This is a genomic window from Streptomyces sp. NPDC036822 (assembly GCF_055609145.1).
Window position 1 is genome coordinate 82,675 of record NZ_JBVJPY010000006.1, and the last position, 21,059, is coordinate 103,733.

Annotated in this window: 28 protein-coding genes; 1 reads left to right on the forward strand and 27 read right to left on the reverse strand. The window is 68.1% G+C overall.

Going from position 1 to position 21,059, the window contains the following annotated elements:
• Positions 1 to 186 precede the first annotated feature (186 nt).
• The 25 genes from map to ACZ68P_RS16195 form a co-directional block, all read right to left on the reverse strand.
• The gene (map, locus tag ACZ68P_RS16075; protein ID WP_365718489.1) at positions 187 to 1,023 is read right to left on the reverse strand and encodes a type I methionyl aminopeptidase; all 837 of its coding nucleotides are present in this window, start codon (positions 1,021 to 1,023) and stop codon (positions 187 to 189) included.
• Between the two features lie 107 nt (positions 1,024 to 1,130).
• Positions 1,131 to 1,781: an adenylate kinase gene (locus ACZ68P_RS16080; RefSeq protein WP_471006500.1), complete on the reverse strand. Its 651-nt coding sequence runs from the start codon at positions 1,779 to 1,781 to the stop codon at positions 1,131 to 1,133.
• The gene (gene secY, locus ACZ68P_RS16085) at positions 1,781 to 3,100 is read right to left on the reverse strand and encodes a preprotein translocase subunit SecY (RefSeq protein WP_471006502.1); all 1,320 of its coding nucleotides are present in this window, start codon (positions 3,098 to 3,100) and stop codon (positions 1,781 to 1,783) included. Before secY ends, ACZ68P_RS16080 begins: the two co-directional genes overlap by 1 nt.
• A gap of 213 nt (positions 3,101 to 3,313) precedes the next feature.
• On the reverse strand, positions 3,314 to 3,769 hold the full coding sequence (gene rplO / locus ACZ68P_RS16090; RefSeq protein ID WP_158989434.1) for a 50S ribosomal protein L15: 456 nt from the start codon (positions 3,767 to 3,769) through the stop codon (positions 3,314 to 3,316).
• 1 nt (position 3,770) lies between these two features.
• Positions 3,771 to 3,953, reverse strand: a complete 183-nt coding sequence (gene rpmD, locus ACZ68P_RS16095) for a 50S ribosomal protein L30 (RefSeq protein ID WP_041130781.1) — start codon at positions 3,951 to 3,953, stop codon at positions 3,771 to 3,773.
• Positions 3,953 to 4,555, reverse strand: coding sequence for a 30S ribosomal protein S5 (gene rpsE / locus ACZ68P_RS16100; RefSeq protein WP_017239585.1), 603 nt, complete (start codon positions 4,553 to 4,555; stop codon positions 3,953 to 3,955). The genes rpmD and rpsE overlap by 1 nt, the downstream gene beginning before the upstream one ends.
• Positions 4,556 to 4,600: 45 nt before the next feature.
• Positions 4,601 to 4,984, reverse strand: coding sequence for a 50S ribosomal protein L18 (gene rplR, locus ACZ68P_RS16105; RefSeq protein ID WP_056651228.1), 384 nt, complete (start codon positions 4,982 to 4,984; stop codon positions 4,601 to 4,603).
• 3 nt (positions 4,985 to 4,987) lie between these two features.
• The gene (gene rplF, locus ACZ68P_RS16110) at positions 4,988 to 5,527 is read right to left on the reverse strand and encodes a 50S ribosomal protein L6 (RefSeq protein ID WP_365718481.1); all 540 of its coding nucleotides are present in this window, start codon (positions 5,525 to 5,527) and stop codon (positions 4,988 to 4,990) included.
• 21 nt (positions 5,528 to 5,548) lie between these two features.
• A complete protein-coding gene (gene rpsH / locus ACZ68P_RS16115) occupies positions 5,549 to 5,947 on the reverse strand; it encodes a 30S ribosomal protein S8 (RefSeq protein ID WP_015035585.1) in 399 nt (132 codons plus the stop codon).
• Between the two features lie 209 nt (positions 5,948 to 6,156).
• The gene (locus tag ACZ68P_RS16120) at positions 6,157 to 6,342 is read right to left on the reverse strand and encodes a type Z 30S ribosomal protein S14 (RefSeq protein WP_003956452.1); all 186 of its coding nucleotides are present in this window, start codon (positions 6,340 to 6,342) and stop codon (positions 6,157 to 6,159) included.
• Between the two features lie 5 nt (positions 6,343 to 6,347).
• Positions 6,348 to 6,905 (reverse strand): 50S ribosomal protein L5, encoded by a 558-nt coding sequence (gene rplE, locus ACZ68P_RS16125; protein ID WP_019329632.1) that lies wholly within the window; start codon positions 6,903 to 6,905, stop codon positions 6,348 to 6,350.
• Positions 6,905 to 7,216 (reverse strand): 50S ribosomal protein L24, encoded by a 312-nt coding sequence (gene rplX / locus ACZ68P_RS16130; protein ID WP_137993932.1) that lies wholly within the window; start codon positions 7,214 to 7,216, stop codon positions 6,905 to 6,907. The genes rplE and rplX overlap by 1 nt, the downstream gene beginning before the upstream one ends.
• A gap of 2 nt (positions 7,217 to 7,218) precedes the next feature.
• A complete protein-coding gene (gene rplN / locus ACZ68P_RS16135) occupies positions 7,219 to 7,587 on the reverse strand; it encodes a 50S ribosomal protein L14 (protein ID WP_003956455.1) in 369 nt (122 codons plus the stop codon).
• Between the two features lie 100 nt (positions 7,588 to 7,687).
• Positions 7,688 to 7,972 (reverse strand): 30S ribosomal protein S17, encoded by a 285-nt coding sequence (rpsQ, locus tag ACZ68P_RS16140; RefSeq protein ID WP_158989424.1) that lies wholly within the window; start codon positions 7,970 to 7,972, stop codon positions 7,688 to 7,690.
• Entirely contained in the window at positions 7,972 to 8,196 is a 225-nt protein-coding gene (gene rpmC, locus ACZ68P_RS16145) for a 50S ribosomal protein L29 (protein ID WP_017239580.1), read from the reverse strand. The genes rpsQ and rpmC overlap by 1 nt, the downstream gene beginning before the upstream one ends.
• Positions 8,196 to 8,615, reverse strand: coding sequence for a 50S ribosomal protein L16 (rplP, locus tag ACZ68P_RS16150; protein ID WP_015035580.1), 420 nt, complete (start codon positions 8,613 to 8,615; stop codon positions 8,196 to 8,198). Before rplP ends, rpmC begins: the two co-directional genes overlap by 1 nt.
• Positions 8,616 to 8,620: 5 nt before the next feature.
• Positions 8,621 to 9,469: a 30S ribosomal protein S3 gene (gene rpsC / locus ACZ68P_RS16155; protein ID WP_017239578.1), complete on the reverse strand. Its 849-nt coding sequence runs from the start codon at positions 9,467 to 9,469 to the stop codon at positions 8,621 to 8,623.
• A complete protein-coding gene (gene rplV, locus ACZ68P_RS16160) occupies positions 9,469 to 9,816 on the reverse strand; it encodes a 50S ribosomal protein L22 (protein ID WP_041662774.1) in 348 nt (115 codons plus the stop codon). Before rplV ends, rpsC begins: the two co-directional genes overlap by 1 nt.
• 42 nt (positions 9,817 to 9,858) lie before the next feature.
• Positions 9,859 to 10,140: a 30S ribosomal protein S19 gene (rpsS, locus tag ACZ68P_RS16165; protein ID WP_019888752.1), complete on the reverse strand. Its 282-nt coding sequence runs from the start codon at positions 10,138 to 10,140 to the stop codon at positions 9,859 to 9,861.
• A gap of 12 nt (positions 10,141 to 10,152) precedes the next feature.
• Positions 10,153 to 10,989, reverse strand: a complete 837-nt coding sequence (gene rplB, locus ACZ68P_RS16170) for a 50S ribosomal protein L2 (protein WP_158989422.1) — start codon at positions 10,987 to 10,989, stop codon at positions 10,153 to 10,155.
• A gap of 39 nt (positions 10,990 to 11,028) precedes the next feature.
• Entirely contained in the window at positions 11,029 to 11,352 is a 324-nt protein-coding gene (gene rplW / locus ACZ68P_RS16175) for a 50S ribosomal protein L23 (RefSeq protein WP_158989420.1), read from the reverse strand.
• On the reverse strand, positions 11,352 to 12,002 hold the full coding sequence (gene rplD, locus ACZ68P_RS16180) for a 50S ribosomal protein L4 (protein WP_158989419.1): 651 nt from the start codon (positions 12,000 to 12,002) through the stop codon (positions 11,352 to 11,354). Before rplD ends, rplW begins: the two co-directional genes overlap by 1 nt.
• 7 nt (positions 12,003 to 12,009) lie before the next feature.
• Positions 12,010 to 12,654, reverse strand: coding sequence for a 50S ribosomal protein L3 (rplC, locus tag ACZ68P_RS16185; protein ID WP_147980750.1), 645 nt, complete (start codon positions 12,652 to 12,654; stop codon positions 12,010 to 12,012).
• A gap of 13 nt (positions 12,655 to 12,667) precedes the next feature.
• Positions 12,668 to 12,976 carry a 30S ribosomal protein S10 gene (rpsJ, locus tag ACZ68P_RS16190; RefSeq protein WP_003948644.1) on the reverse strand — a complete coding sequence of 103 codons (309 nt, stop codon included), beginning with the start codon at positions 12,974 to 12,976 and terminating at the stop codon, positions 12,668 to 12,670.
• A 430-nt stretch (positions 12,977 to 13,406) separates the two neighbouring features.
• Positions 13,407 to 14,537: a hypothetical protein gene (locus tag ACZ68P_RS16195; RefSeq protein WP_471006506.1), complete on the reverse strand. Its 1,131-nt coding sequence runs from the start codon at positions 14,535 to 14,537 to the stop codon at positions 13,407 to 13,409.
• A 485-nt stretch (positions 14,538 to 15,022) separates the two neighbouring features.
• On the opposite strand from ACZ68P_RS16195, the gene ACZ68P_RS16200 reads away from it, so the two are divergent.
• Positions 15,023 to 16,918, forward strand: coding sequence for a PIG-L family deacetylase (locus ACZ68P_RS16200; protein ID WP_471007139.1), 1,896 nt, complete (start codon positions 15,023 to 15,025; stop codon positions 16,916 to 16,918).
• 60 nt (positions 16,919 to 16,978) lie between these two features.
• Here the strand turns inward: ACZ68P_RS16200 and ACZ68P_RS16205 are convergent, their stop codons facing one another.
• Together ACZ68P_RS16205 and tuf are read right to left on the reverse strand one after the other, a co-directional pair.
• The gene (locus ACZ68P_RS16205; RefSeq protein ID WP_471006508.1) at positions 16,979 to 19,600 is read right to left on the reverse strand and encodes an N-acetylmuramoyl-L-alanine amidase; all 2,622 of its coding nucleotides are present in this window, start codon (positions 19,598 to 19,600) and stop codon (positions 16,979 to 16,981) included.
• Positions 19,601 to 19,821: 221 nt separating this feature from the next.
• Positions 19,822 to 21,015, reverse strand: coding sequence for an elongation factor Tu (tuf, locus tag ACZ68P_RS16210; protein WP_147980746.1), 1,194 nt, complete (start codon positions 21,013 to 21,015; stop codon positions 19,822 to 19,824).
• Between the last annotated feature and the right edge of the window lie 44 nt (positions 21,016 to 21,059).

Sequence of the window (21,059 nt, forward strand, 5' to 3'; positions counted from 1 at the left end):
GCTTCGCCTTTCGAATCGGCTACCTTGATCGACTCTCGATCCGGGTGAGGACACACGGGTACACGAGAGCCGACGCATCAGTCTACGTCAGGCACCTGGAAAAGACGAATCCGGGAAGTTTGCCCACCCGGCAAGATCCTTACGCAAGGAGCCACGCCGCAGTCCGTCCCCCCGGCGTCGGGGCGGCTACGCCAGGGGGTCCGGCGCCGCCGTCACGCCCAGCTCGGCCAGCTTCGCCTTGCCGCCGTCGGGGGCCGTCAGGACGAGCGGGCCGGCCTCCGTGAGGGCGACCGAGTGCTCCCAGTGGGAGGACCATGTGCCGTCCGTCGTGATGACCGTCCAGTCGTCGGCCAGGACCTCCGTCCGGGGCGTGCCCAGGGAGACCATCGGCTCGATCGCCAGGCAGAAGCCGGGGACCAGCTTCGGGCCCTTGCCCCGCTTGCGGGAGACGTAGTTCAGCAGGTGCGGGTCCATGTGCATCTCGGTGCCGATGCCGTGGCCGCCGTAGTCCTCGACGATGCCGTACTTGCCGCCGCCCGGCTTCGGCTGGCGGCGGATGTACGTCTCGATCGCGCGCGAGATGTCCACCAGCCGGTTGCCGTTGCGCATGGCGGCGATGCCGGCCCACATCGACTCCTCGGTGACCCGGGAGAGCTCGATCAGCTCCGGGGCGTGCCCCGAGCCCACGAAGGCCGTGTACGCCGCGTCCCCGTGCCAGCCGTCGATGATGGCGCCGCAGTCGATCGAGATGATGTCCCCGTCCTTCAGGACGGTCTTCTCGTCGGGGATGCCGTGGACGACGACCTCGTTCACCGAGGTGCAGATCGTCGCGGGGAAGCCGCCGTACCCGAGGAAGTTCGACTTGGCCCCGTGGTCCGCGATCACCTTGCGGGCGACCTCGTCCAGGTCCTTCGTCGTGGCGCCCGGCACGGCCGCCTCACGGGTCGCCGCATGGATGGCGGCGACGACCAGCCCCGCCTCGCGCATCTTCGCGATCTGCTCGGGGGTCTTGATCTGCACCATCGTGGCGGGGGCCTTTCCATCGGTTACGGGACGACAGAACAACGATACGGCCGCGGCGCCCCTGAGGGGCACCGCGGCCGTATCGCACGAACCGGGGTCGACCGAGGTCAGTTCTTCTTCAGGGCCGCCATCGCGCGGCCCGTGACCTCGTCCACCTTGCCGAGCGCCGAGATCGTCACGACCAGGTTCTGCGCCCGGTAGTAGTCGATGATCGGCTCGGTCTGGGTGTGGTAGACCTCCAGGCGCCGGCGGACCGTCGCCTCGGAGTCGTCGTCACGCTGGTAGAGCTCGCCGCCGCACACGTCGCACACGCCCTCGGCCTTCGGCGGGGTGTACACGACGTGGAAGACGTGCGCGCTGTCGTTGCGGCAGATGCGGCGCCCCGCGATCCGCTTCACGACCTCGTCCTCGGGGACCTCCAGGTCCAGGACCGCGTCGAGCTGCATGTCCTCGGCCTTCAGAACCACGTCCAGCGCCTCGGCCTGAGCCACGTTGCGCGGGAAGCCGTCGAGCAGGAAGCCGTTCGCGGCGTCCGACTGCTCCATGCGGTCCTTGGCCATCCCGATGGTCACCTCGTCGGGCACGAGGTCGCCGGCGTCCATGAACGCCTTGGCCTTCACGCCCAGCTCCGTGCCCTGACTGATGTTGGCGCGGAACAGGTCACCCGTGGAGATGTGCGGGATGTCCAGGTTCTTGGCAAGGAACGCGGCCTGCGTACCCTTGCCGGCCCCGGGCGGTCCGACGAGGACGATTCGCATCAGCGGAGGAACCCTTCGTAATTGCGCTGCTGGAGCTGGCTCTCGATCTGCTTCACGGTCTCCAGCCCCACACCCACGATGATGAGGATGCTCGTCCCACCGAAGGGGAAGTTGGCATTGGCGCCACCGAAGCCTGCCAACGCCATTGTCGGCACAAGAGCGATCAGACCCAGATACAGCGAGCCCGGCCAAGTGATCCGGTTGAGCACGTAGCTCAGATACTCGGCAGTAGGTCGACCAGCCCGGATACCCGGGATGAAGCCACCATACTTCTTCATGTTGTCCGCGACTTCCTCGGGGTTGAACGAGATCGCCACGTAGAAGAAGGCGAAGAACACGATCAGGAGGAAGTACGTAGCGATGTAGTAGGGGTGGTCACCCTTGACGAAGTGGGCTTCGATCCAGGTCTTCCACCCGGCGGTGGAGCTGGAGAACTGGGCGATCAAGGCCGGGATGTAGAGCAGCGACGAGGCGAAGATGACGGGAATCACACCCGCCTGGTTCACCTTGAGCGGGATGTATGTGGACGTTCCGCCGTACGACCTGCGGCCGATCATCCGCTTCGCGTACTGCACCGGGATCCTGCGCTGGGCCTGCTCGACGAAGACGACGAGCGCCACCATCACGAAGCCGATCAGGATGACGGTGCCGAACTCGATCCAGCCCTTGGCGAGCTTGCCGCTCTCCTTGATGGCCCACAGCGCGCCCGGGAAGCCGGCGGCGATCGAGATGAACATCAGGATCGACATGCCGTTGCCGATGCCGCGGTCGGTGACGAGCTCACCGAGCCACATGACGACGGCGGTGCCCGCGGTCATCGTGATGACCATGGTGACGGTCACGAAGATGGACTGGTCGGGGACGACCTGGTTGGCCACCGTGCAGCCGCTGAAGAGAGCGCCGGTGCGGGCGGTCGCCACGAGACCGGTGCCCTGGAGGATGGCGAGAGCGATCGTCAGATAGCGCGTGTACTGCGTGATCTTGGCGGTGCCGGACTGCCCCTCCTTCTTGAGGGCCTCCAGGCGCGGGATCACGACGGTCAGCAGCTGCAGGATGATGCTCGCCGTGATGTACGGCATGATGCCGAGCGCGAAGATGGTGATCTGCAGCAGCGCCCCGCCACTGAACATGTTCACCAGGCCGAACAGAGAGTTGTTGCCCTGGCTGGCCTGATCGACACACTGCTGGACGGCCTCGTAGCTGACGCCGGGTACGGGGATGTGCGCCCCGAGCCGGTACAGCACGATGATGCCGAGCGTGAAGAGCAGCTTCTTGCGCAGGTCGGGCGTCTTGAACGCCCGGGCGAACGCGGTGAGCACGGTGCCTCCTGCGACCCCCGCGCCATGCGCATGAGGTGACGGTCTTGAGGTTCGACGAATAGGTAACGGTCACGAAAACCGTGCGGGCATACCGCACGGAGCCTAGACAGTGCACGCCACCTTACCGGCGACCATGCCCCCCTAGGAACGACCAACCGGGGATGCCCCTTTTGGGAGGCATCCCCGGTCGGATGTTCAGGCCATCGAGTCGTCTCAGACGAGCTCGGTGACGGTGCCGCCGGCGGCGGCGATCTTCTCCTTGGCGGAGCCGGAGACGGCGTCGACCGTCACCTGCAGCGCCACGGAGACCTCACCGGTGCCGAGCACCTTGACGAGGCTGTTCTTGCGCACCGCGCCCTTGGCGACCAGGTCGGCCACCGTGACCTCTCCACCCTCGGGGTAGAGAGCGCCGAGCTTGTCCAGGTTCACGACCTGGTACTCGGTGCGGAAGGGGTTCTTGAAGCCCTTCAGCTTCGGCAGGCGCATGTGGAGGGGCATCTGCCCACCCTCGAAGCGCTGCGGAACCTGGTAACGGGCCTTCGTGCCCTTGGTACCACGACCAGCGGTCTTACCCTTGGACGCCTCACCACGACCCACACGGGTCTTGGCGGTCTTGGCGCCCGGGGCAGGCCGGAGGTTGTGGGCCTTCAGCGGGTTGTTCTCCGCCATGTCAGTCAACCTCCTCAACCGTCACGAGGTGGCGGACGGTGTGCACCATGCCGCGGAACTCGGGGCGGTCCTCCTTGACAACCACGTCGCCGAGGCGCTTGAGCCCGAGCGAACGCAGGGTGTCGCGGTGGTTCTGCTTGCTGCCGATGTACGACTTCGTCTGCGTGACCTTGAGGCGAGCCATTACGCACCCGCCCCAGCACGCGCACGGAGAAGAGCCGCGGGAGCGACGTCCTCGAGGGGCAGACCACGGCGAGCCGCGATCTCCTCGGGACGCTGCAGGCCCTTGAGGGCCGCCACGGTCGCGTGCACGATGTTGATCGCGTTGTCGGAGCCGAGCGACTTCGACAGGATGTCGTGAACGCCGGCGCACTCGAGCACGGCACGCACCGGGCCACCGGCGATAACACCGGTACCGGGGGAAGCCGGCTTGAGCAGGACGACGCCCGCGGCCTTCTCGCCCTGGATCGGGTGAGGGATGGTGCCCTGGATGCGCGGAACCTTGAAGAAGTTCTTCTTGGCTTCCTCGACACCCTTGGCGATGGCCGCGGGAACTTCCTTGGCCTTGCCGTAACCGACACCTACGGTGCCGTCACCGTCGCCCACCACGACCAGCGCGGTGAAGCTGAAGCGGCGACCACCCTTGACAACCTTGGCGACGCGGTTGATCGCGACAACGCGCTCAACGTACGCGGTCTTCTCGGCGGCAGCGCCACCGTCGCGGCCCTTCCGGTCCCGCCGCTCGCCGCCACCGGCACCGCTTCCGCGGCGCTGGGGTCCAGCCATTGGATTACCTCTCTCTGTTACGTCCGTTAGTCCCGGAACCGGGGCTTAGAACTTCAGCCCGGCTTCGCGGGCGGCGTCAGCCAGAGCGGCAATGCGCCCGGCGTACCTGTTGCCACCACGGTCGAACACGACAGCCTCGACACCGGCGGCCTTGGCGCGCTCGGCGACCAGGGAACCGACCTGCTTGGCCTGCGCGGACTTGTCACCCTCGCCGCCACGGATCGACGCGTCCAGGGTCGACGCCGACGCAAGGGTGTGACCCTTGAGGTCGTCGATGACCTGAGCGGTGATACCGCGGTTGGAACGCGTCACGACGAGGCGCGGACGCTCCGCCGTACCCGACACGTTCTTGCGGATGCGGATGTGGCGGCGCTTCTTGGCGGCGCCCTTGTAGGCGTCGCCCTTGGCGATCTTCACACCGTATGCCATGGCTTACTTACCAGCCTTTCCGACCTTGCGGCGGATGACCTCACCCGCATACTTCACGCCCTTGGCCTTGTAGGGGTCGGGCTTGCGAAGCTTGCGGATGTTGGCGGCGACCTCGCCGACCTTCTGCTTGTCGATGCCCTCGACCGAGAACTTGGTCGGCGACTCGACCTTGAACGAGATGCCCTCGGGCGCCTCGACCATGATCGGGTGGCTGTAGCCGAGCTGGAACTCCAGACCGGAGCCCTTCGCGGCGACGCGGTAACCGACACCGCTGATCTCGAGCGCCTTGATGTATCCCTGGGTCACACCGGTGATCATGTTGGCCACCAGCGTGCGGGACAGGCCGTGGAGGGCCTTGTTCTGACGCTCGTCGTTCGGGCGGGTGACGTTGAGAACGCCGTCCTCACCCTTAACGATCTCGATCGGCGCGGCGACGGTGTGGCTCAGGGTGCCCTTGGAACCCTTGACCGTGACCGTGCGGCCATCGATGGTGACGTCCACACCGGCGGGAACCTGGATAGGCAGCTTGCCAATACGCGACATTAGCTATTCCTCCGTTCCCGACTACCAGACGTAGGCGAGGACTTCCCCACCTACGCCCTTCTTGCCTGCCTGCTGGCCGGTCAGGAGACCGTGGGACGTGGAGATGATCGCCACGCCCAGGCCACCGAGAACCTTCGGCAGGTTGGTGGACTTCGCGTAAACCCGGAGGCCCGGCTTCGAGATCCGCTTGATGCCCGCGATGGAGCGCTCACGGTTCGGACCGAACTTGAGCTCCAGGACGAGGTTCTTGCCGACTTCGGCGTCCTCGACCTTCCAGCCCGTGATGAAGCCCTCCTGCTGGAGGATTTCCGCGATGTGAGACTTGATCTTGCTGTGCGGCATCGTCACGGAGTCGTGGTATGCCGAGTTCGCGTTACGCAGACGAGTCAGCATGTCCGCGATCGGATCAGTCATGGTCATGAATTGGCCTTCGGCCTCTCTCGCCGGGGTTTCCTGTATGCGCCATCCCTCTCCCCACACAGGGGCGGGACGGGTGCGGCGCGGGGACCTACGGCGTAGTAAGTCGTACGGGCGCAGACGCCCAACCCTCCTAGCCTAAGCCATGGAGAGGTGGGCCTCTGCAACCCTCTGCTTACCGAGAGACTCCGGTTACCCCTGAAGTACGGGGATTACCAGGAGCTCTTGGTCACGCCCGGCAGCTCGCCACGGTGAGCCATCTCACGAAGGCACACGCGGCACAGGCCGAACTTGCGGTACACGGAGTGGGGACGACCGCAGCGCTGGCAGCGCGTGTACGCACGCACACCGAACTTGGGCTTGCGGGCAGCCTTCGCGATGAGAGCCTTCTTCGCCATCTCGCTTACGCCTCCTTGAACGGGAAGCCGAGGTGACGGAGAAGGGCACGGCCCTCAGCGTCGTTGGTCGCCGTGGTGACCACGGTGATGTCCATACCCCGGACACGGTCGATCTTGTCCTGGTCGATCTCGTGGAACATGACCTGCTCCGTGAGACCGAAGGTGTAGTTGCCACGCCCGTCGAACTGCTTGGGGGACAGACCACGGAAGTCGCGGATGCGCGGGAGCGCGAGCGACAGGGTGCGGTCCAGGAACTCCCACATGCGGTCGCCACGGAGGGTGACGTGGGCACCGATCGGCTGTCCCTCACGCAGCTTGAACTGCGCGATGGACTTGCGGGCCTTGGTGACGGCCGGCTTCTGACCGGTGATCGTGGTGAGGTCGCGGATGGCGCCCTCGATCAGCTTGGAGTCGCGGGCGGCGTCGCCCACACCCATGTTGACCACGATCTTGACGAGGCCGGGAACCTGCATGACGTTCTCGTACGAGAACTCCTCACGCAGCTTGCCCGCGATCTCCTCGCGGTACTTCGTCTTGAGACGCGGAGTCGTGGTGGTAGCCATCAGATGTCCTCACCCGTCCGCTTGGCAACGCGGATCTTGTTGCCCTCGTCGTCGAAGCGGTAACCGACACGCGTGACGACCTTCTTGCCGTCCTTCTCCACGACGAGCTGAACGTTGCTCACGTGGACCGGCGCCTCGGTCGTGACGATGCCACCGGCCTGCGACGGGCCGGCCTTGGTGTGCTTCTTGACCCGGTTGACACCCTCGACCAGGACACGGTCCTCGCGGGGGAAGGCCGCGATGACCTTGCCCTGCTTGCCCTTGTCCTTACCGGTGATGACCTGGACCAGGTCGCCCTTCTTGATCTTCATGCTTACAGCACCTCCGGCGCGAGCGAGATGATCTTCATGAACTTCTTCTCGCGCAGCTCACGGCCCACCGGGCCGAAGATACGGGTGCCGCGAGGGTCGCCGTCGTTCTTCAGAATGACAGCGGCGTTCTCGTCGAAGCGGATGTACGAGCCGTCCTGGCGGCGGCGCTCCTTGACGGTGCGAACGATGACCGCCTTGACGACGTCACCCTTCTTCACGTTGCCACCGGGGATCGCGTCCTTGACGGTGGCGACGATGACGTCACCGATGCCCGCGTAGCGGCGACCGGAACCACCGAGAACACGGATGCAAAGGATCTCCTTGGCACCAGTGTTGTCGGCGACACGCAGTCGCGACTCCTGCTGGATCACGTCTATCTCCTGTTTGTCTGCCGGTTCCCGGCGAGGGGTCCGTCACCGGAACCCCTCGCCGAGCCTGGCGGAACTGACCCGAGGGAAACCCCTCGAGTAATTACTTGGCCTTCTCGAGGATCTCGACGACGCGCCAGTGCTTCGAGGCGGACAGCTTCCGGGTCTCCATCAGGAGGACGCGGTCGCCGACGCCGGCAGCGTTCTGCTCGTCGTGAGCCTTGAGCTTGTTGGTACGGCGGATGACCTTGCCGTACAGCGCGTGCTTGACGCGGTCCTCAACGGCGACGACGACGGTCTTGTCCATCTTGTCGCTGACGACCAGGCCCTCACGGACCTTGCGGGCGTTGCGCTCGGTCTTCTGCTCAGTCACATTGTTCTCGCTCATCAGGCGTTCTCCACCGTCTCGATGCCCAGCTCGCGCTCACGCATCAGGGTGTAGATCCGGGCGATGTCCTTACGGACGGACTTGAGCCGACCGTGGTTCTCGAGCTGGCCCGTCGCCGCCTGGAAGCGGAGGTTGAACAGCTCTTCCTTGGCCTCGCGGAGCTTGTTGAGAAGCTCCTCGTTGCCCAGCTCGCGCAGCTCGGACGCCTTGGTACCGGCCGACATCACAGCTCACCTGCCTCGCGCTTGACGATCTTGCACTTCATCGGCAGCTTGTGGGCGGCACGAGTCAGGGCCTCACGCGCGATCTTCTCGTTCGGGTAGGACAGCTCGAACATCACCCGACCGGGCTTGACGTTCGCGATCCACCACTCCGGCGAACCCTTACCGGAACCCATGCGGGTCTCGGCAGGCTTCTTGGTCAGCGGGCGGTCCGGGTAGATGTTGATCCAGACCTTGCCGCCACGCTTGATGTGGCGGGTCATCGCGATACGGGCCGCCTCGATCTGGCGGTTGGTCACGTACGCCGGAGTGAGGGCCTGAATGCCGTACTCGCCGAACGCAACCTGCGTACCACCCTTGGACATACCGCTGCGCTTCGGGTGGTGCTGCTTGCGGTGCTTGACCCTACGGGGGATCAGCATTTCGGTCAGGCCTCCGTTCCGGTGCTCTCAGCCGGAGCGGCAGCGGCGGCGGGAGCGTCGGCCTTGGGGGCCTCGGCAGCCGGCGCGGACTGCTGCTGCGGCTTGCGGCCGCGGCCGCCACGCTCGCCACCGCGGCCACCACGGCCGGCGGGACGGTCGCCAGCGCCTGCACCACGGGCCGGGCGGTTACCCGCACGGGCCGCAGCGTTCTCGGCGCGGACCTCGGCGATGTTCTTGACGTCGCCCTTGTAGATCCAGACCTTCACGCCGATGCGACCGAAGGTGGTCTTGGCCTCGAAGAAGCCGTAGTCGACGTTCGCGCGGAGCGTGTGCAGGGGCACACGGCCCTCGCGGTAGAACTCCGAGCGGGACATCTCGGCGCCGCCGAGACGGCCACCGCACTGGATCTTGATGCCCTTGGCGCCGGCCTTCATCGTGCCCTGCATGCTCTTACGCATGGCGCGACGGAAGGAGACGCGGGAGGAGAGCTGCTCGGCAACGGCCTGGGCGACCAGCTGAGCGTCCATCTCGGGGTTCTTGACCTCGAGGATGTTCAGCTGGACCTGCTTGCCCGTGAGCTTCTCGAGGTCGCCGCGGATGCGGTCGGCCTCGGCGCCACGGCGGCCGATGACGATGCCGGGACGAGCGGTGTGGATGTCCACCCGCACGCGGTCACGGGTGCGCTCGATCTCGACCTTCGAGATGCCGGCGCGCTCCATGCCGGACGTCATCATCCGACGGATGGCGACGTCTTCCTTGACGTAGTCCTTGTACAGCTTGTCGGCGTACCAGCGGGACTTGAAGTCCGTGGTGATGCCGAGCCGGAACCCATGCGGGTTAACCTTCTGGCCCATTACCGGGTTCCTTCCTTGCTGCTGACGACCACGGTGATGTGGCTGGTCCGCTTACGGATCCGGTAGGCGCGGCCCTGAGCACGCGGACGGAACCGCTTCAGGGTCGGGCCCTCATCCACGAACGCCTCGCTGATGTACAGCGAAGAGGCGTCACTGTGGTCGTAGTTGTGCGCGGCGTTGGCGATGGCGCTGTCCAGCACCTTGCCGACCGGCACGCTCGCGGCCTGCGGGGCGAAACGCAGGACCGCCTGAGCCTCCGTGGCATCCATGCCACGGATAAGGTCCACCACACGGCGGGCCTTCATGGGCGTAACGCGGATGTACCGCGCCTGGGCCCTGGCTTCCATGGTTGTCCTTCCAGTGTCTGTCATGGTCATTCCACCCCGCTACTAGCGGCGCTTCGACTTCCGGTCGTCCTTCACGTGACCCCGGAAGGTGCGCGTCGGCGAGAACTCGCCGAGCTTGTGGCCGACCATCGACTCGGTGACAAACACCGGAATGTGGGTCTTGCCGTTGTGCACCGCGATCGTGTGGCCGAGCATGGCCGGGATGATCATCGAGCGACGGGACCAGGTCTTGATGACGTTCTTGGTGCCGGCTTCGTTCTGGGCGTCCACCTTCTTTACGAGGTGGTCGTCGACGAAGGGCCCCTTCTTGAGACTGCGCGGCATCTAAACCCGCTCCTAGCGCTTCTTGTTCGTCTTGCGGCGGCGGACGATGTACTTGCTCGAAGCCTTCTTCGGCGAGCGAGTACGACCCTCCTTCTGACCCCACGGGGAGACCGGGTGGCGACCACCGGAGGTCTTGCCCTCACCACCACCGTGCGGGTGGTCGACCGGGTTCATCGCCACACCGCGAACGGTCGGGCGAACGCCCAGCCAGCGCTTGCGGCCGGCCTTGCCCCAGTTGATGTTCGACTGCTCGGCGTTGCCGACCTCGCCAACAGTGGCGCGGCAGCGGACGTCGACCAGACGGATCTCACCGGACGGCATACGAAGGTGGGCCATCGTGCCCTCCTTCGCCAGCAGCTGCACGGAGGCACCCGCGGAACGGGCGAACTTGGCGCCACCGCCGGGACGGAGCTCGATCGCGTGGATCGTGGTACCGACCGGGATGTTGCGGAGGGCCAGGTTGTTGCCGGGCTTGATGTCGGCGCCGGGGCCGTTCTCGACCCGGTCACCCTGCGACAGGTTCTTCGGGGCGATGATGTAGCGCTTCTCGCCGTCCGCGTAGTGGAGCAGCGCGATGCGCGCGGTGCGGTTCGGGTCGTACTCGATGTGAGCGACCTTGGCCGGCACGCCGTCCTTGTCGTGGCGACGGAAGTCGATCAGACGGTAGGCACGCTTGTGGCCACCGCCCTGGTGACGGACGGTCACACGACCGGTGTTGTTACGGCCGCCCTTGCTGTGCAGCGGGCGGACCAGCGACTTCTCCGGCGTGGACCGCGTGATCTCGACGAAGTCGGCTACGGAGGAGCCACGGCGGCCCGGCGTAGTCGGCTTGTACTTGCGGATTCCCATTTCTCAGTCCTCGTCCGATTCCGGACGACTCGACCGCCGTCAGGCGGTCGGGCCGCCGAAGATGTCGATACGGTTGCCCTCGGCAAGGGTCACGATGGCGCGCTTGGTGTTGGCACGCTTGCCGAAACCGGTGCGGGTGCGCTTGCGCTTGCCCTGACGGTTGATCGTGTTGACCCCGGTGACCTTGACCGAGAAGACCGCCTCGACGGCCTGCTTGATCTGGGTCTTGTTGGATCCGGGCGCGACGATGAACGTGTACTTGTTCTCGTCGAGCAGCGCGTAGCTCTTCTCGGAGACAACCGGCTTGACGAGGATGTCGCGCGGGTCCGTGAAGGTCTTGCTGGTGATCGTGGCCTCGGACATCAGGCCTCGCTCCCTTCGGTCTCAGCGGTCTGGGGGCCAGACACGAAGGACTCGAAGGCGGCCTTGGTGAAGACCACGTCGTCGGAGACGATCACGTCGTACGTGTTGAGCTGGCCCGGCTCCAGGATGTGAACCTGGGGCAGGTTGCGGGCGGAGAGCCACGCGGCCTCGTCGGCGCGGTCGACGACCAGGAGCAGGTTCTTGCGCTCCGAGATCTTGCCGAACAGCGTCTTCGCGGCCTTGGTGGAGACCTCACCCTCGACCACGCCGGTGACGACGTGGATGCGGGAGTGGCGCGCCCGGTCCGAGAGGGCACCGCGCAGGGCGGCGGCCTTCATCTTCTTCGGGGTGCGCTGCGAGTAGTCACGCGGCACGGGGCCGTGGACGACGCCACCGCCGGCGAACTGCGGCGCACGGGTCGAACCCTGGCGCGCGCGGCCGGTGCCCTTCTGGCGGTAAGGCTTCTTGCCACCACCGCGGACTTCGCCACGGCGCTTGGTCTTGTGCGTGCCCTGACGGGCAGCGGCCAGCTGGGCGACGACGACCTGGTGGATCAGCGGAACGCTGGTCTTCGCGTCGAAGATCTCCGCGGGGAGCTCGACGGTCCCGGCCTTGTCGCCTGCCGGCGAAAGGATGTCAATGGTGCTCATCGGTTCCTCAAACCCCCTTGGCCGCGGTACGGACCAGGACGAGGCCACCGTTCGGGCCGGGGACCGCGCCCTTGATGAGCAGCAGACCCTTCTCCGCGTCAACGGCGTGGACGGTCAGGTTCTGGGTGGTGACCCGCTCGTTGCCCATGCGACCCGCCATGCGGAGGCCCTTGAACACACGGCCCGGGGTGGCGCAGCCACCGATGGAACCGGGGGAGCGGTGCTTGCGCTGCGTGCCGTGACCGGCGCCGAGGCCCTTGAAGTTGTGACGCTTCATGACACCGGCGAAGCCCTTGCCCTTGCTCTTGCCGGTGACGTCGACCTTGACGCCCGACTCGAACACGGCGGCGGTGATCTCCTGGCCGAGCGTGTACTCGCTGGCGTCAGCGGTACGAAGCTCCACCAGGTGGCGGCGCGGGGTGACGTCTGCCTTGGCGAAGTGACCCTTGAGGGGCTTGTTCACCTTGCGCGGGTCGATCTCGCCGAAGGCGATCTGGACCGACTCGTAGCCGTCGATGTCGTTGGTGCGCACCTGGGTGACGACGCACGGCCCGGCCTTGACGACGGTCACCGGGACGACCCGGTTGTTCTCGTCCCAGACCTGGGTCATGCCGAGCTTCTCGCCCAGGACGCCCTTAATGTTCTTTGCCATCTCGCGCGTCACCTCAGAGCTTGATCTCGATGTCGACGCCGGCCGGCAGGTCGAGACGCATGAGCGAGTCGACCGTCTTCGGCGTGGGGTCGAGGATGTCGATGAGGCGCTTGTGCGTGCGCATCTCGAAGTGCTCGCGCGAGTCCTTGTACTTGTGCGGCGACTTGATGACGCAGTACACGTTCTTCTCAGTGGGCAGCGGCACCGGGCCCGCGACCGACGCACCAGTGCGGGTCACCGTCTCGACGATCTTCTTCGCCGAGGAGTCGATGACCTCGTGGTCGTAGGCCTTGAGCCGGATGCGGATCTTCTGTCCCGCCATGGCTACTCAGTAGTCCTGTCTCTCGTAACGCTCTGGAACTCGGGGCTTCTCTTGACTCCGCCTCCGACCCACGCGGTCGGGCGTGTCGCACTCCCTCTACGCAGAAATCCCTGAGGATTTCCCAACCAAGGGGGTGCGGTCCCTGTGACCGCGAGCCGGGGGCAGAACACCCGCCGAGTGCCTGGTCGGTACCCCGCTGACGCTTCCCAGAAGATTCCCGTACGTCCGACCCGCATGGGGTCGACGAGTACTGTGGGACTCGCTTCCGGTCCTCCCGACGGGAGGCGCGCAGCATCGGCACTCAACCGAGCAACCCCGACAGTCTGCCATACGGGGGCATCCGGCCGCCAATCGGGGCGCAAGACTGTACCCCACGTCACGTTGGGGTACACGCGGGGTCACGAGCGAACGGGCCCGCTCCCCCGGCGGCTCAGCTGCGGGTGACCGTGCCGCACTCCTGCGGAAGATCGTCCAGGCTCGTGCTGCGGTCGTACGGATCCACGGCCGGACCCGATCGCGCGGGGCCGGGATCGGCGAGCAGGTCCTCCCGGAACACCGGGTGGTAGAAGCCGTCCTCGGGACGGTGGCAGTCGTCGTTGCCGGCGGCCGTCTTCCAGCTGGTCACTCCCAACGTCCCCTTGGTGACCAGGTACTTGGCCGGATTGGCGAAGGAGAACGTGATCACGCGCCGGACGATCGTCCGGGTCACCTCGTCGGCGCCGGGCCGGGTCTTCACCACCGGGTAGACGAAGGTGTAGTCCGTGTGCACCAGGACCTCGCCGGCGTTCTTGCCCTCGCCCTTCGCCAGGGTCATCCGCCCCCGGACCTTCACCACCGTGCCGACGGGACGCACCTCGCGCGGGTCGAAGCGGCTGAAGAGCAGCGTCGGGTCCTGCTGCTCACCGGGCGCGACCAGTGACCGCTCCATCCGCGACCGCAGCCCCTCCTGCTTCGGGTCGAGCAGCGCGAGCGCGGCGGCGGGCTTCCCGCCCTGAAGCACGGCCGGGTCGAGGTTGGCCGCGACCAGGAAGGCCTTGGTCTTCTCGAGCGCCGCCTTCGTACGCTCCTTCGACATCCAGCCGAGGGCCTTCGCCGGAGGCGGCTCGATGCCCGCGGCGCCGTCCGCCCAGCGCAGGGCCGGGGATCCCCGGAAGGGCTCCTTCAGGGTCGGGGCGTCCGGGACCGCCTCCTGCGAGGGGGCGGCGGAGGGCGGCGCGGTCTCGGCGGCCAGGGGGGCCGTCTCCGTACCGCCGGACCATCCGTCCGGAAGCCGGTCGGTCACCAGCTCGGGGCGCAGGGCCAACAGGCCGAGTCCGACCACGAGCACCATCCCCAGGGCGCCCTTCGCCTGGCGCCGGGCGTTGCCGCGGCCGTCCCTCTCGCGCCACGCGGGCCCCGTGCGCCGGCCTTCCGGCTGCTCGGCGGACCGGACCGGAGCGGCCTTGCGCCCGAAGCGCCGCCCCCGCGGCTTCGGCACCCCCGCGCCGAGCCCTTCCAGCTCCGCGCCCCTGACGAGCGCCGCCCACTCCTCGTCGGAGACCGACGGTTCCTTCTCGCTCATGTTCCCCACCCCTGTCGAACGTGTCGGACCGGAGACTCTCACGGGGCGGGGCACCACGAAGAGGCAGGTCAGGCGTTCACCGATCCGTGATCCGAGCGCGGGGGGGGGCGAGCGCGCGGGGGCCGGCGTACGCCTGGACACGGGCGAGAGGCGGCGGGCCTCCTCCCCCGGCTCCGGGGCGGCTCGCAGGCCCGCGCGGGCCGGCCGCCCGGCCACGGCGGTGTGACGTGCGTCCGTGTGACCGACTTCCGTACAACCTTTCGCCTGCGGCCATCGTCTTCCCAGGCGCTCGATGACCGGTACCCAGCGCGGGGGAAGCACCACCAGTGGACGACATATCCGTTTCCGGGACCGCCCGGCCCCGCCGACGCGGGGTGCTCGCCACCGCCGTCGCCGCGACCGCCCTCGCCGGGAGCGCAGCCCTCACCGGGTGCTCCGTCCCGGCCCCCCGCCGGTCGGCGCCCACCGCCGACCCCGCGCCCGGGATGCCGATCGCCCGGTCCCGGCGCGCCCGGCTGATGCAGTTCGCCGCGCACCCGGACGACGACCTCTACTTCATGAACCCGGACACCCAGCGCATGCTCGACGCCGGTGTCCCCCTCGTCTCCGTCTACGTCACCGCCGGCGAACACACCGGCGTGAACCGCGTCAAAGGCATGCCGGCGGCGGCGCCCGACAAGGCCGCCTACTCCTCGGCCCGCCACCAGGGCCTGCGCCAGGCGTACGCCGAGGCGATCGGGCTCGACCGGTTCACCCCCTGGGACCGGGGCGTCGTCACCCTGCGCGGCGGCCGTGGGGCCGAGATCGACACGTTGGCCCACGCCGGACGCCGGGTCGAGCTGATCTTCCTCAACCTGCCGATGCACACCCCGCGCCGCTACATGGCCCTGCCCGCCCTCTGGAACGACCGCGCCCTCGAACTGCCCACCCACGTCTCCGCCGGCTCCCCCGTCGACCGCTCCCAGCCCTACGACCACGAAGGTCTCGTCGACGTCCTCGTGGGCCTCCTGGAGCGGTACCGGCCGACCGTCGTCCAGACCCTCGACCCGGACCCGGACATCCAGCTCGGTGACGAGGCCACCCGCAAGCGCGACAGCGAGCAGCCCGGCTACTCCGACCACGGCGACCACACCGCCGTCGCCTGCTTCTCGTGGGCCGCGCTCATCCGCTGGGTCGCCGACTCCGCCCGTGACGGCGAGCCCGTGCCGGCGTTCACCACGACGGCGTTCCGCGGCTACTACAACCGCCACTGGCCGAAGAACCTCCCCCCGCAGGTCCTCGCGGAGAAGGCCCGGCACCTCGTCCCGTACGGCGGCGACCCGTCCTGGGAGTGCGGCAACCCCTCAGGCTGCGGCGACTACGGCGTCGGCGGCGACCGCCCTCTCACCAACAGGAAGGGCTGGGTACGCGCCACCCACCACCGCTGGCCCGGCCGCGGGCCGGCCGTCCTCACCCGGCCCGACGGGCGGCTCGACGCCTACGGGGTGCTCGGTCTCCGCGCGGTCCGCTGGCGCGAGACGGAGAAGGGCTCGGGGCTCTGGGGCGAACCGGAGGACCTCGGGGGCGGCCCGCTCGCACCGGAGCTGGGCTCGGCGGTGCTGCCCGACGGCCGGGTGCTCCTCGTCGGGGTGCGTTTCGCCGCCCTCGACGGCCGCGGCGGCCCGAACCGGCGTGAGGTCGTCCTCCTGGAGCAGCGCTCCCCCGGCGGGCCCTTCCGCGCCTGGCGGGGCCTCGGCAATCCGGAGCGCGGCGACGACCGGGGCCGCCGGATCGGCGTGCCGGTGGCCGTCACCGCCCCCGACGGCCGGGTCCACCTCTTCGTACGCGACGCGGGCAAGGGCGTGTCGACGCGGGTACGGGGCACCGACGGCGCCTGGAGCCCGTGGCGCGCCCTCCCGGGAGACGCGGAGGTCCAGGACGGGCTGACGGCCCTCGCCGACGGCGCCGGGCGGGTCCACCTCCTGGCGGCGGGCCGGGAGACCGTGGAGCACTGGATCGACGGCGTTCGGGCCGCGCCGCTCCCGGGTGCCGGCGACCCCGTCGCCGCGGTCCCCGCCCCGCGCCGCCCCGACGGCGTGGAGGTGTACCGCCGCGAGCCCGCTGCCAAGGAGCTGCTGTCGAGCGGCGGCGGGGACGCGGCCTTCGACGGGTACGGCATCGTGACCGCGGCCGCCGACGCCCGGTCGACCGTCCTGCTCGGCAAGGACCTCCGCGGCCGGATCCAGTTGCGCCGGGGCGGCCGCCTGCACACCCGTACCCAGGGCACGGCCCCCGTGGGGGGCGCCGCCCTGCTGCTCGGCGCGGACGGTGCCACCGCCGTCGGCCTGGGCGCCGACGCCCGCCCGTGGGCGTGGCGGCCGGAGCGGGGCGCACGGAGCTGAACGCGGCTCGGGCCCGCCTCCCCGGAGGGAGACGGGCCCGAGCTCTCGCGTGCGGTCAGATCACCGGGTGAAGTAACCCGTGATGTCGGCGATCAGGTCGACCGACCCCGCGTGGTTGTAGAAGCTGACCTTGCCGTTCACGACCGGGACGACCACGAGGTTCGGGATCGTCTGGCCGGCGGTGAAGTTCAGGTTCGACGCGCTCGTCCGGGTCGTCCCGTCCGGGTAGACGGAGACGAAGCTCCCCGAGGTGGGGCTGGTCGCCGTCACGTTGAGGACCACGGCGGTCACGCCCGAGGCGGGCACGCCCTGGACGCCCGCGACCGGGAGGGTCACGACGCTGCCCCCGGCGACCGGGGCCTTGGCGACGCCGAGGCCGGAACGGGTGTCCATCAGCCGCTTCGGACCCAGGTTGATGTGGGACGCGCCCTCACCACCGGAGGTGAAGTAGCCGGTGATGTCCGCGATCAGGTCCACGGAGCCGGAGCGGTTGTAGAAGCTGACCTTGCCGTCGACGACCGGGACGACCACGAGGTTCGGGATCGTCTGGCCGGCGGTGAAGTTCAGGTTCGACGCGCTGGTACGGGTCGTTCCGCTGGGGTAGACCGAGACGTAGCTCGCCGAGGTCGGGGCGGTCGCCGTCACGTTGAGGACCACGGCGGTCACGCCGGTCTCCGGAACGCCCTGCACGCCCGCGACCGGCAGCGTCACGACGCTGTCCGGGCCGACCTTGGCCTTCGGCACGCCGAGACCGGAGCGCGTGTCCATCAGCCGCAGCGGGCCGTGGTTGACGTGCGTGGAGCCCGTGGTCTCGGTCGTGTAGTAGCCGGTGATGTCGGCGATCAGGTCGACGGTGCCGGCGTGGTTGTAGAAGCTGACCTTGCCGTTCACGACGGGGACGACGACCAGGTTGGGGATCGTCTTGCCGGCGGTGAAGTTCAGGTTCGACGCGCTCGTCCGGGCCGTGCCGTTCGGGTAGACCGACACGAAGCTCGTGGCCGTCGGGGCGGTCGCGGTGACGTTCAGCACGACGGCGCCGACGTTGGTGGCCGGGATGCCGTTGGCTCCGGTGACCTGGAGGGTCACCACACCGGCGGGGCCGACCTTGGCCTTCGGCACACCGAGACCGGCCCGGGTGTCCATCAGGCGGGTCGGGGTGACGGGCTTGAACGTCTTGGGGCCGGGGACGGTCACGGTGACGGCCGGGGTGGTGGTCGTCCTGCCGGACGTGTGCGTGGCCCGGACGGCGACCTGGTGGGCGCCGTAGCCCGCGAGCGTGGCCGAGGCGCTCCGCATGTGGCCCCAGGACCAGTTCGCCACCTGACCGTCGACGAGCAGCTCGAACTTGTGGACGAGGGCGTTCGGGGTGCTCGTGGACCAGTTGACCGTCAGCGGTCCCGGCGTCTCGTAGCCACTGCCGGCGGCGGTCGCGCCGCCGGATATGGAGTCGATCTTCAGGTTGGCGACGGTGCCGGAGGCGTAGCTGCGGATGGTCGGCAGCTGCGGGTAGAGCATGTTGCCCGGGCACTGGGTGTTGAAGCCGTTGCGGTGACCGGAGATGGCGTCGAACGAGTACGTCTGGCCCGTCGTGAACGAGGTGCCGAAGTAGTTGTTCTGCGTGGCGCCCGCGGTCAGCGTGGCCTTGCTCAGCGGGTCGACGCCGTACTGCCCGAGCTTGTACGCGGTCACGCGCGAGGCGGAGATCAGCGCGGCGTTCGAGGCGGCCTGGTTCGTGTAGTCACCGATGATCGAGACACTGGTGGACTCGGAGTTCCAGCCGTAGGTGTGCGCGCCGAGGACCGGCTGGTCGATGCCGCCCTGGCGGCCCTCGAAGATCGTCCCGCACTTGTCGACGAGGAAGTTGTAGCCCAGGTCGCGCCACCCGTTGGTCTTCACGTGGTAGACGTGGATGGACTTGACGACGGCCGCGGACTCCGAGCATTCGTAGTCGGCGTTCGTCGTGTGGTGGACGAAGACCGCCTTGATCTTGCCTCCGGGGAGGTAGATCGGGCCCTCGTTGTTCAGGCTCTCGTCCGCCTCCCACGCGGCGCGGGTGACGACCTTGGGCTGCGGGGCGGTCGACGCCGGGCCGGTGGGGGTCGGCGGGACGTCCGCGGAGAAGGCGGCGGGCTCGGCGTTCAGCTCGCCGTCCTCCTTCGCCTCCGAGGCCGCGGCGCCCGGGTCGACCATCTCCAGCCGCAGACCGGGCGGCAGCGTGCCGGCGGTGGCTCCGTCGCTGACCCTGACCTCGGCGCCGTCGGAGGCGCCCACCCAGACCGGCTCGGTGGAGCCGCGGGCGCCGGCGCGCTTGCCGTCGAGCAGCGCCGGATACGGCTCCAGCTCCTGCCAGTCGGTCCACTCACCGGTCTCGGCGTCGCGCGTGCGGGCCTCGATCTTTCCCTTGACCGTCTCCTCGGGGTCGGTCCAGGAGACGCCCAGGAGGCCGAACGGCTCGGTGGTCCGCTGGGTGAGGACGGCCTCGCCCTTGCCCTTGTCGGTCAGCGCCAGCTTGTGCAGCTCGCTCTTGCCCGAACCGTGGTCGCCGGTCTCGGTGCTGTACACGCCGGGCTTGTCCGCCGCCGCGCCGTTCTCCTCGGTGCCGAAGACGGCTCCGTTCGCGGCGGCCTGGATGCCCAGGACCGTGACGACCCCGATGGCGGTCCCTATGGCGGTCCGGCGCACGCGCGCCGCCACTGTCGTACGTCTCGCTCGACGTCCCGAACTCAAGTTGTCTCCCACCCCTGATGGACATGACACGGCCAATCGAACGCATGCTACTGGCCGGCAATGACACGACCGCCACCGGGGTGGAAACAAAAGGGCCCCTGTCCCGCCGCGAACGGCGGGGCAGGGGCCCCTTCTTGACGCTCCGTCAGGAGCGGCACAGGTCAGACGATCGACAATTACTTGTTGATCTTGACGACCTGGCCGGCGCCCACGGTCCGGCCACCCTCACGGATGGCGAACTTCAGGCCCTCCTCCATGGCGACGGGCTGGATCAGCTCGACGGTCATGGAGGTGTTGTCGCCCGGCATGACCATCTCGGTGCCCTCGGGGAGGGTCACGACGCCGGTCACGTCCGTGGTACGGAAGTAGAACTGCGGGCGGTAGTTGTTGAAGAAGGGGGTGTGACGGCCACCCTCGTCCTTCGACAGGATGTAGGCCTGGGCCTCGAAGCTCGTGTGCGGCGTGACCGAACCGGGCTTGATGATGACCTGGCCGCGCTCGACGTCCTCGCGCTTGATGCCACGGAGGAGCAGACCGACGTTCTCACCGGCCTGGCCCTCGTCGAGCAGCTTGCGGAACATCTCGATGCCGGTGACCGTGGTGGTGACCTTCTCGGTCTTGATACCGACGATGTCGACGGTCTCGTTGACCTTGAGGACACCACGCTCGATACGACCGGTGACGACGGTGCCACGACCGGTGATCGTGAAGACGTCCTCGATCGGCATCAGGAACGGCTTGTCGACGTCACGCTCGGGCTGCGGGATCGCCTCGTCGACGGCGGCCATCAGGTTCAGGACCGACTGGCCCCACTCCTTGTCGCCCTCGAGCGCCTTGAGCGCCGAGACCTTGACGACCGGAAGGTCGTCGCCCGGGAACTCGTACTCGGAGAGGAGCTCACGCACCTCGAGCTCGACGAGCTCCAGGATCTCCTCGTCGTCCACCATGTCGGCCTTGTTCAGGGCGACGACGATGTACGGAACGCCGACCTGGCGGGCCAGGAGCACGTGCTCCTTGGTCTGCGGCATCGGGCCGTCGGTGGCGGCGACCACGAGGATGGCGCCGTCCATCTGCGCGGCACCCGTGATCATGTTCTTGATGTAGTCCGCGTGACCGGGGCAGTCGACGTGGGCGTAGTGACGCGACTCGGTCTGGTACTCGACGTGCGCGATGGAGATGGTGATACCGCGCTGGCGCTCCTCAGGAGCCTTGTCGATCTGGTCGAAGGCCGAGGCCTCGTTCAGGTCCGGGTACGCGTCGTGCAGCACCTTGGTAATGGCGGCCGTGAGGGTCGTCTTACCGTGGTCAATGTGACCGATGGTGCCGATGTTGACGTGCGGCTTAGTCCGCTCGAACTTCGCCTTCGCCACTGGGTCCTCCTGTGGAGTGGTTCTGTACGCCTTGCTTCATCGGC

Coding starts and splice junctions, on each gene's coding strand:
- map (WP_365718489.1), bottom strand. CDS start 1,023: ATGGTGCAGATCAAGACCCCCGAGCAGATCGCGAAGATGCGCGAGGCG.
- ACZ68P_RS16080 (WP_471006500.1), bottom strand. CDS start 1,781: ATGCGAATCGTCCTCGTCGGACCGCCCGGGGCCGGCAAGGGTACGCAG.
- rplO (WP_158989434.1), bottom strand. CDS start 3,769: ATGGCGGAGAACAACCCGCTGAAGGCCCACAACCTCCGGCCTGCCCCG.
- rpmD (WP_041130781.1), bottom strand. CDS start 3,953: ATGGCTCGCCTCAAGGTCACGCAGACGAAGTCGTACATCGGCAGCAAG.
- rpsE (WP_017239585.1), bottom strand. CDS start 4,555: ATGGCTGGACCCCAGCGCCGCGGAAGCGGTGCCGGTGGCGGCGAGCGG.
- rplR (WP_056651228.1), bottom strand. CDS start 4,984: ATGGCATACGGTGTGAAGATCGCCAAGGGCGACGCCTACAAGGGCGCC.
- rplF (WP_365718481.1), bottom strand. CDS start 5,527: ATGTCGCGTATTGGCAAGCTGCCTATCCAGGTTCCCGCCGGTGTGGAC.
- rpsH (WP_015035585.1), bottom strand. CDS start 5,947: ATGACCATGACTGATCCGATCGCGGACATGCTGACTCGTCTGCGTAAC.
- ACZ68P_RS16120 (WP_003956452.1), bottom strand. CDS start 6,342: ATGGCGAAGAAGGCTCTCATCGCGAAGGCTGCCCGCAAGCCCAAGTTC.
- rplE (WP_019329632.1), bottom strand. CDS start 6,905: ATGGCTACCACCACGACTCCGCGTCTCAAGACGAAGTACCGCGAGGAG.
- rplX (WP_137993932.1), bottom strand. CDS start 7,216: ATGAAGATCAAGAAGGGCGACCTGGTCCAGGTCATCACCGGTAAGGAC.
- rpsQ (WP_158989424.1), bottom strand. CDS start 7,972: ATGAGCGAGAACAATGTGACTGAGCAGAAGACCGAGCGCAACGCCCGC.
- rpmC (WP_017239580.1), bottom strand. CDS start 8,196: ATGTCGGCCGGTACCAAGGCGTCCGAGCTGCGCGAGCTGGGCAACGAG.
- rplP (WP_015035580.1), bottom strand. CDS start 8,615: ATGCTGATCCCCCGTAGGGTCAAGCACCGCAAGCAGCACCACCCGAAG.
- rpsC (WP_017239578.1), bottom strand. CDS start 9,469: ATGGGCCAGAAGGTTAACCCGCATGGGTTCCGGCTCGGCATCACCACG.
- rplV (WP_041662774.1), bottom strand. CDS start 9,816: ATGGAAGCCAGGGCCCAGGCGCGGTACATCCGCGTTACGCCCATGAAG.
- rpsS (WP_019888752.1), bottom strand. CDS start 10,140: ATGCCGCGCAGTCTCAAGAAGGGGCCCTTCGTCGACGACCACCTCGTA.
- rplB (WP_158989422.1), bottom strand. CDS start 10,989: ATGGGAATCCGCAAGTACAAGCCGACTACGCCGGGCCGCCGTGGCTCC.
- rplW (WP_158989420.1), bottom strand. CDS start 11,352: ATGTCCGAGGCCACGATCACCAGCAAGACCTTCACGGACCCGCGCGAC.
- rplD (WP_158989419.1), bottom strand. CDS start 12,002: ATGAGCACCATTGACATCCTTTCGCCGGCAGGCGACAAGGCCGGGACC.
- rplC (WP_147980750.1), bottom strand. CDS start 12,654: ATGGCAAAGAACATTAAGGGCGTCCTGGGCGAGAAGCTCGGCATGACC.
- rpsJ (WP_003948644.1), bottom strand. CDS start 12,976: ATGGCGGGACAGAAGATCCGCATCCGGCTCAAGGCCTACGACCACGAG.
- ACZ68P_RS16195 (WP_471006506.1), bottom strand. CDS start 14,537: ATGAGCGAGAAGGAACCGTCGGTCTCCGACGAGGAGTGGGCGGCGCTC.
- ACZ68P_RS16200 (WP_471007139.1), top strand. CDS start 15,023: ATGCCGATCGCCCGGTCCCGGCGCGCCCGGCTGATGCAGTTCGCCGCG.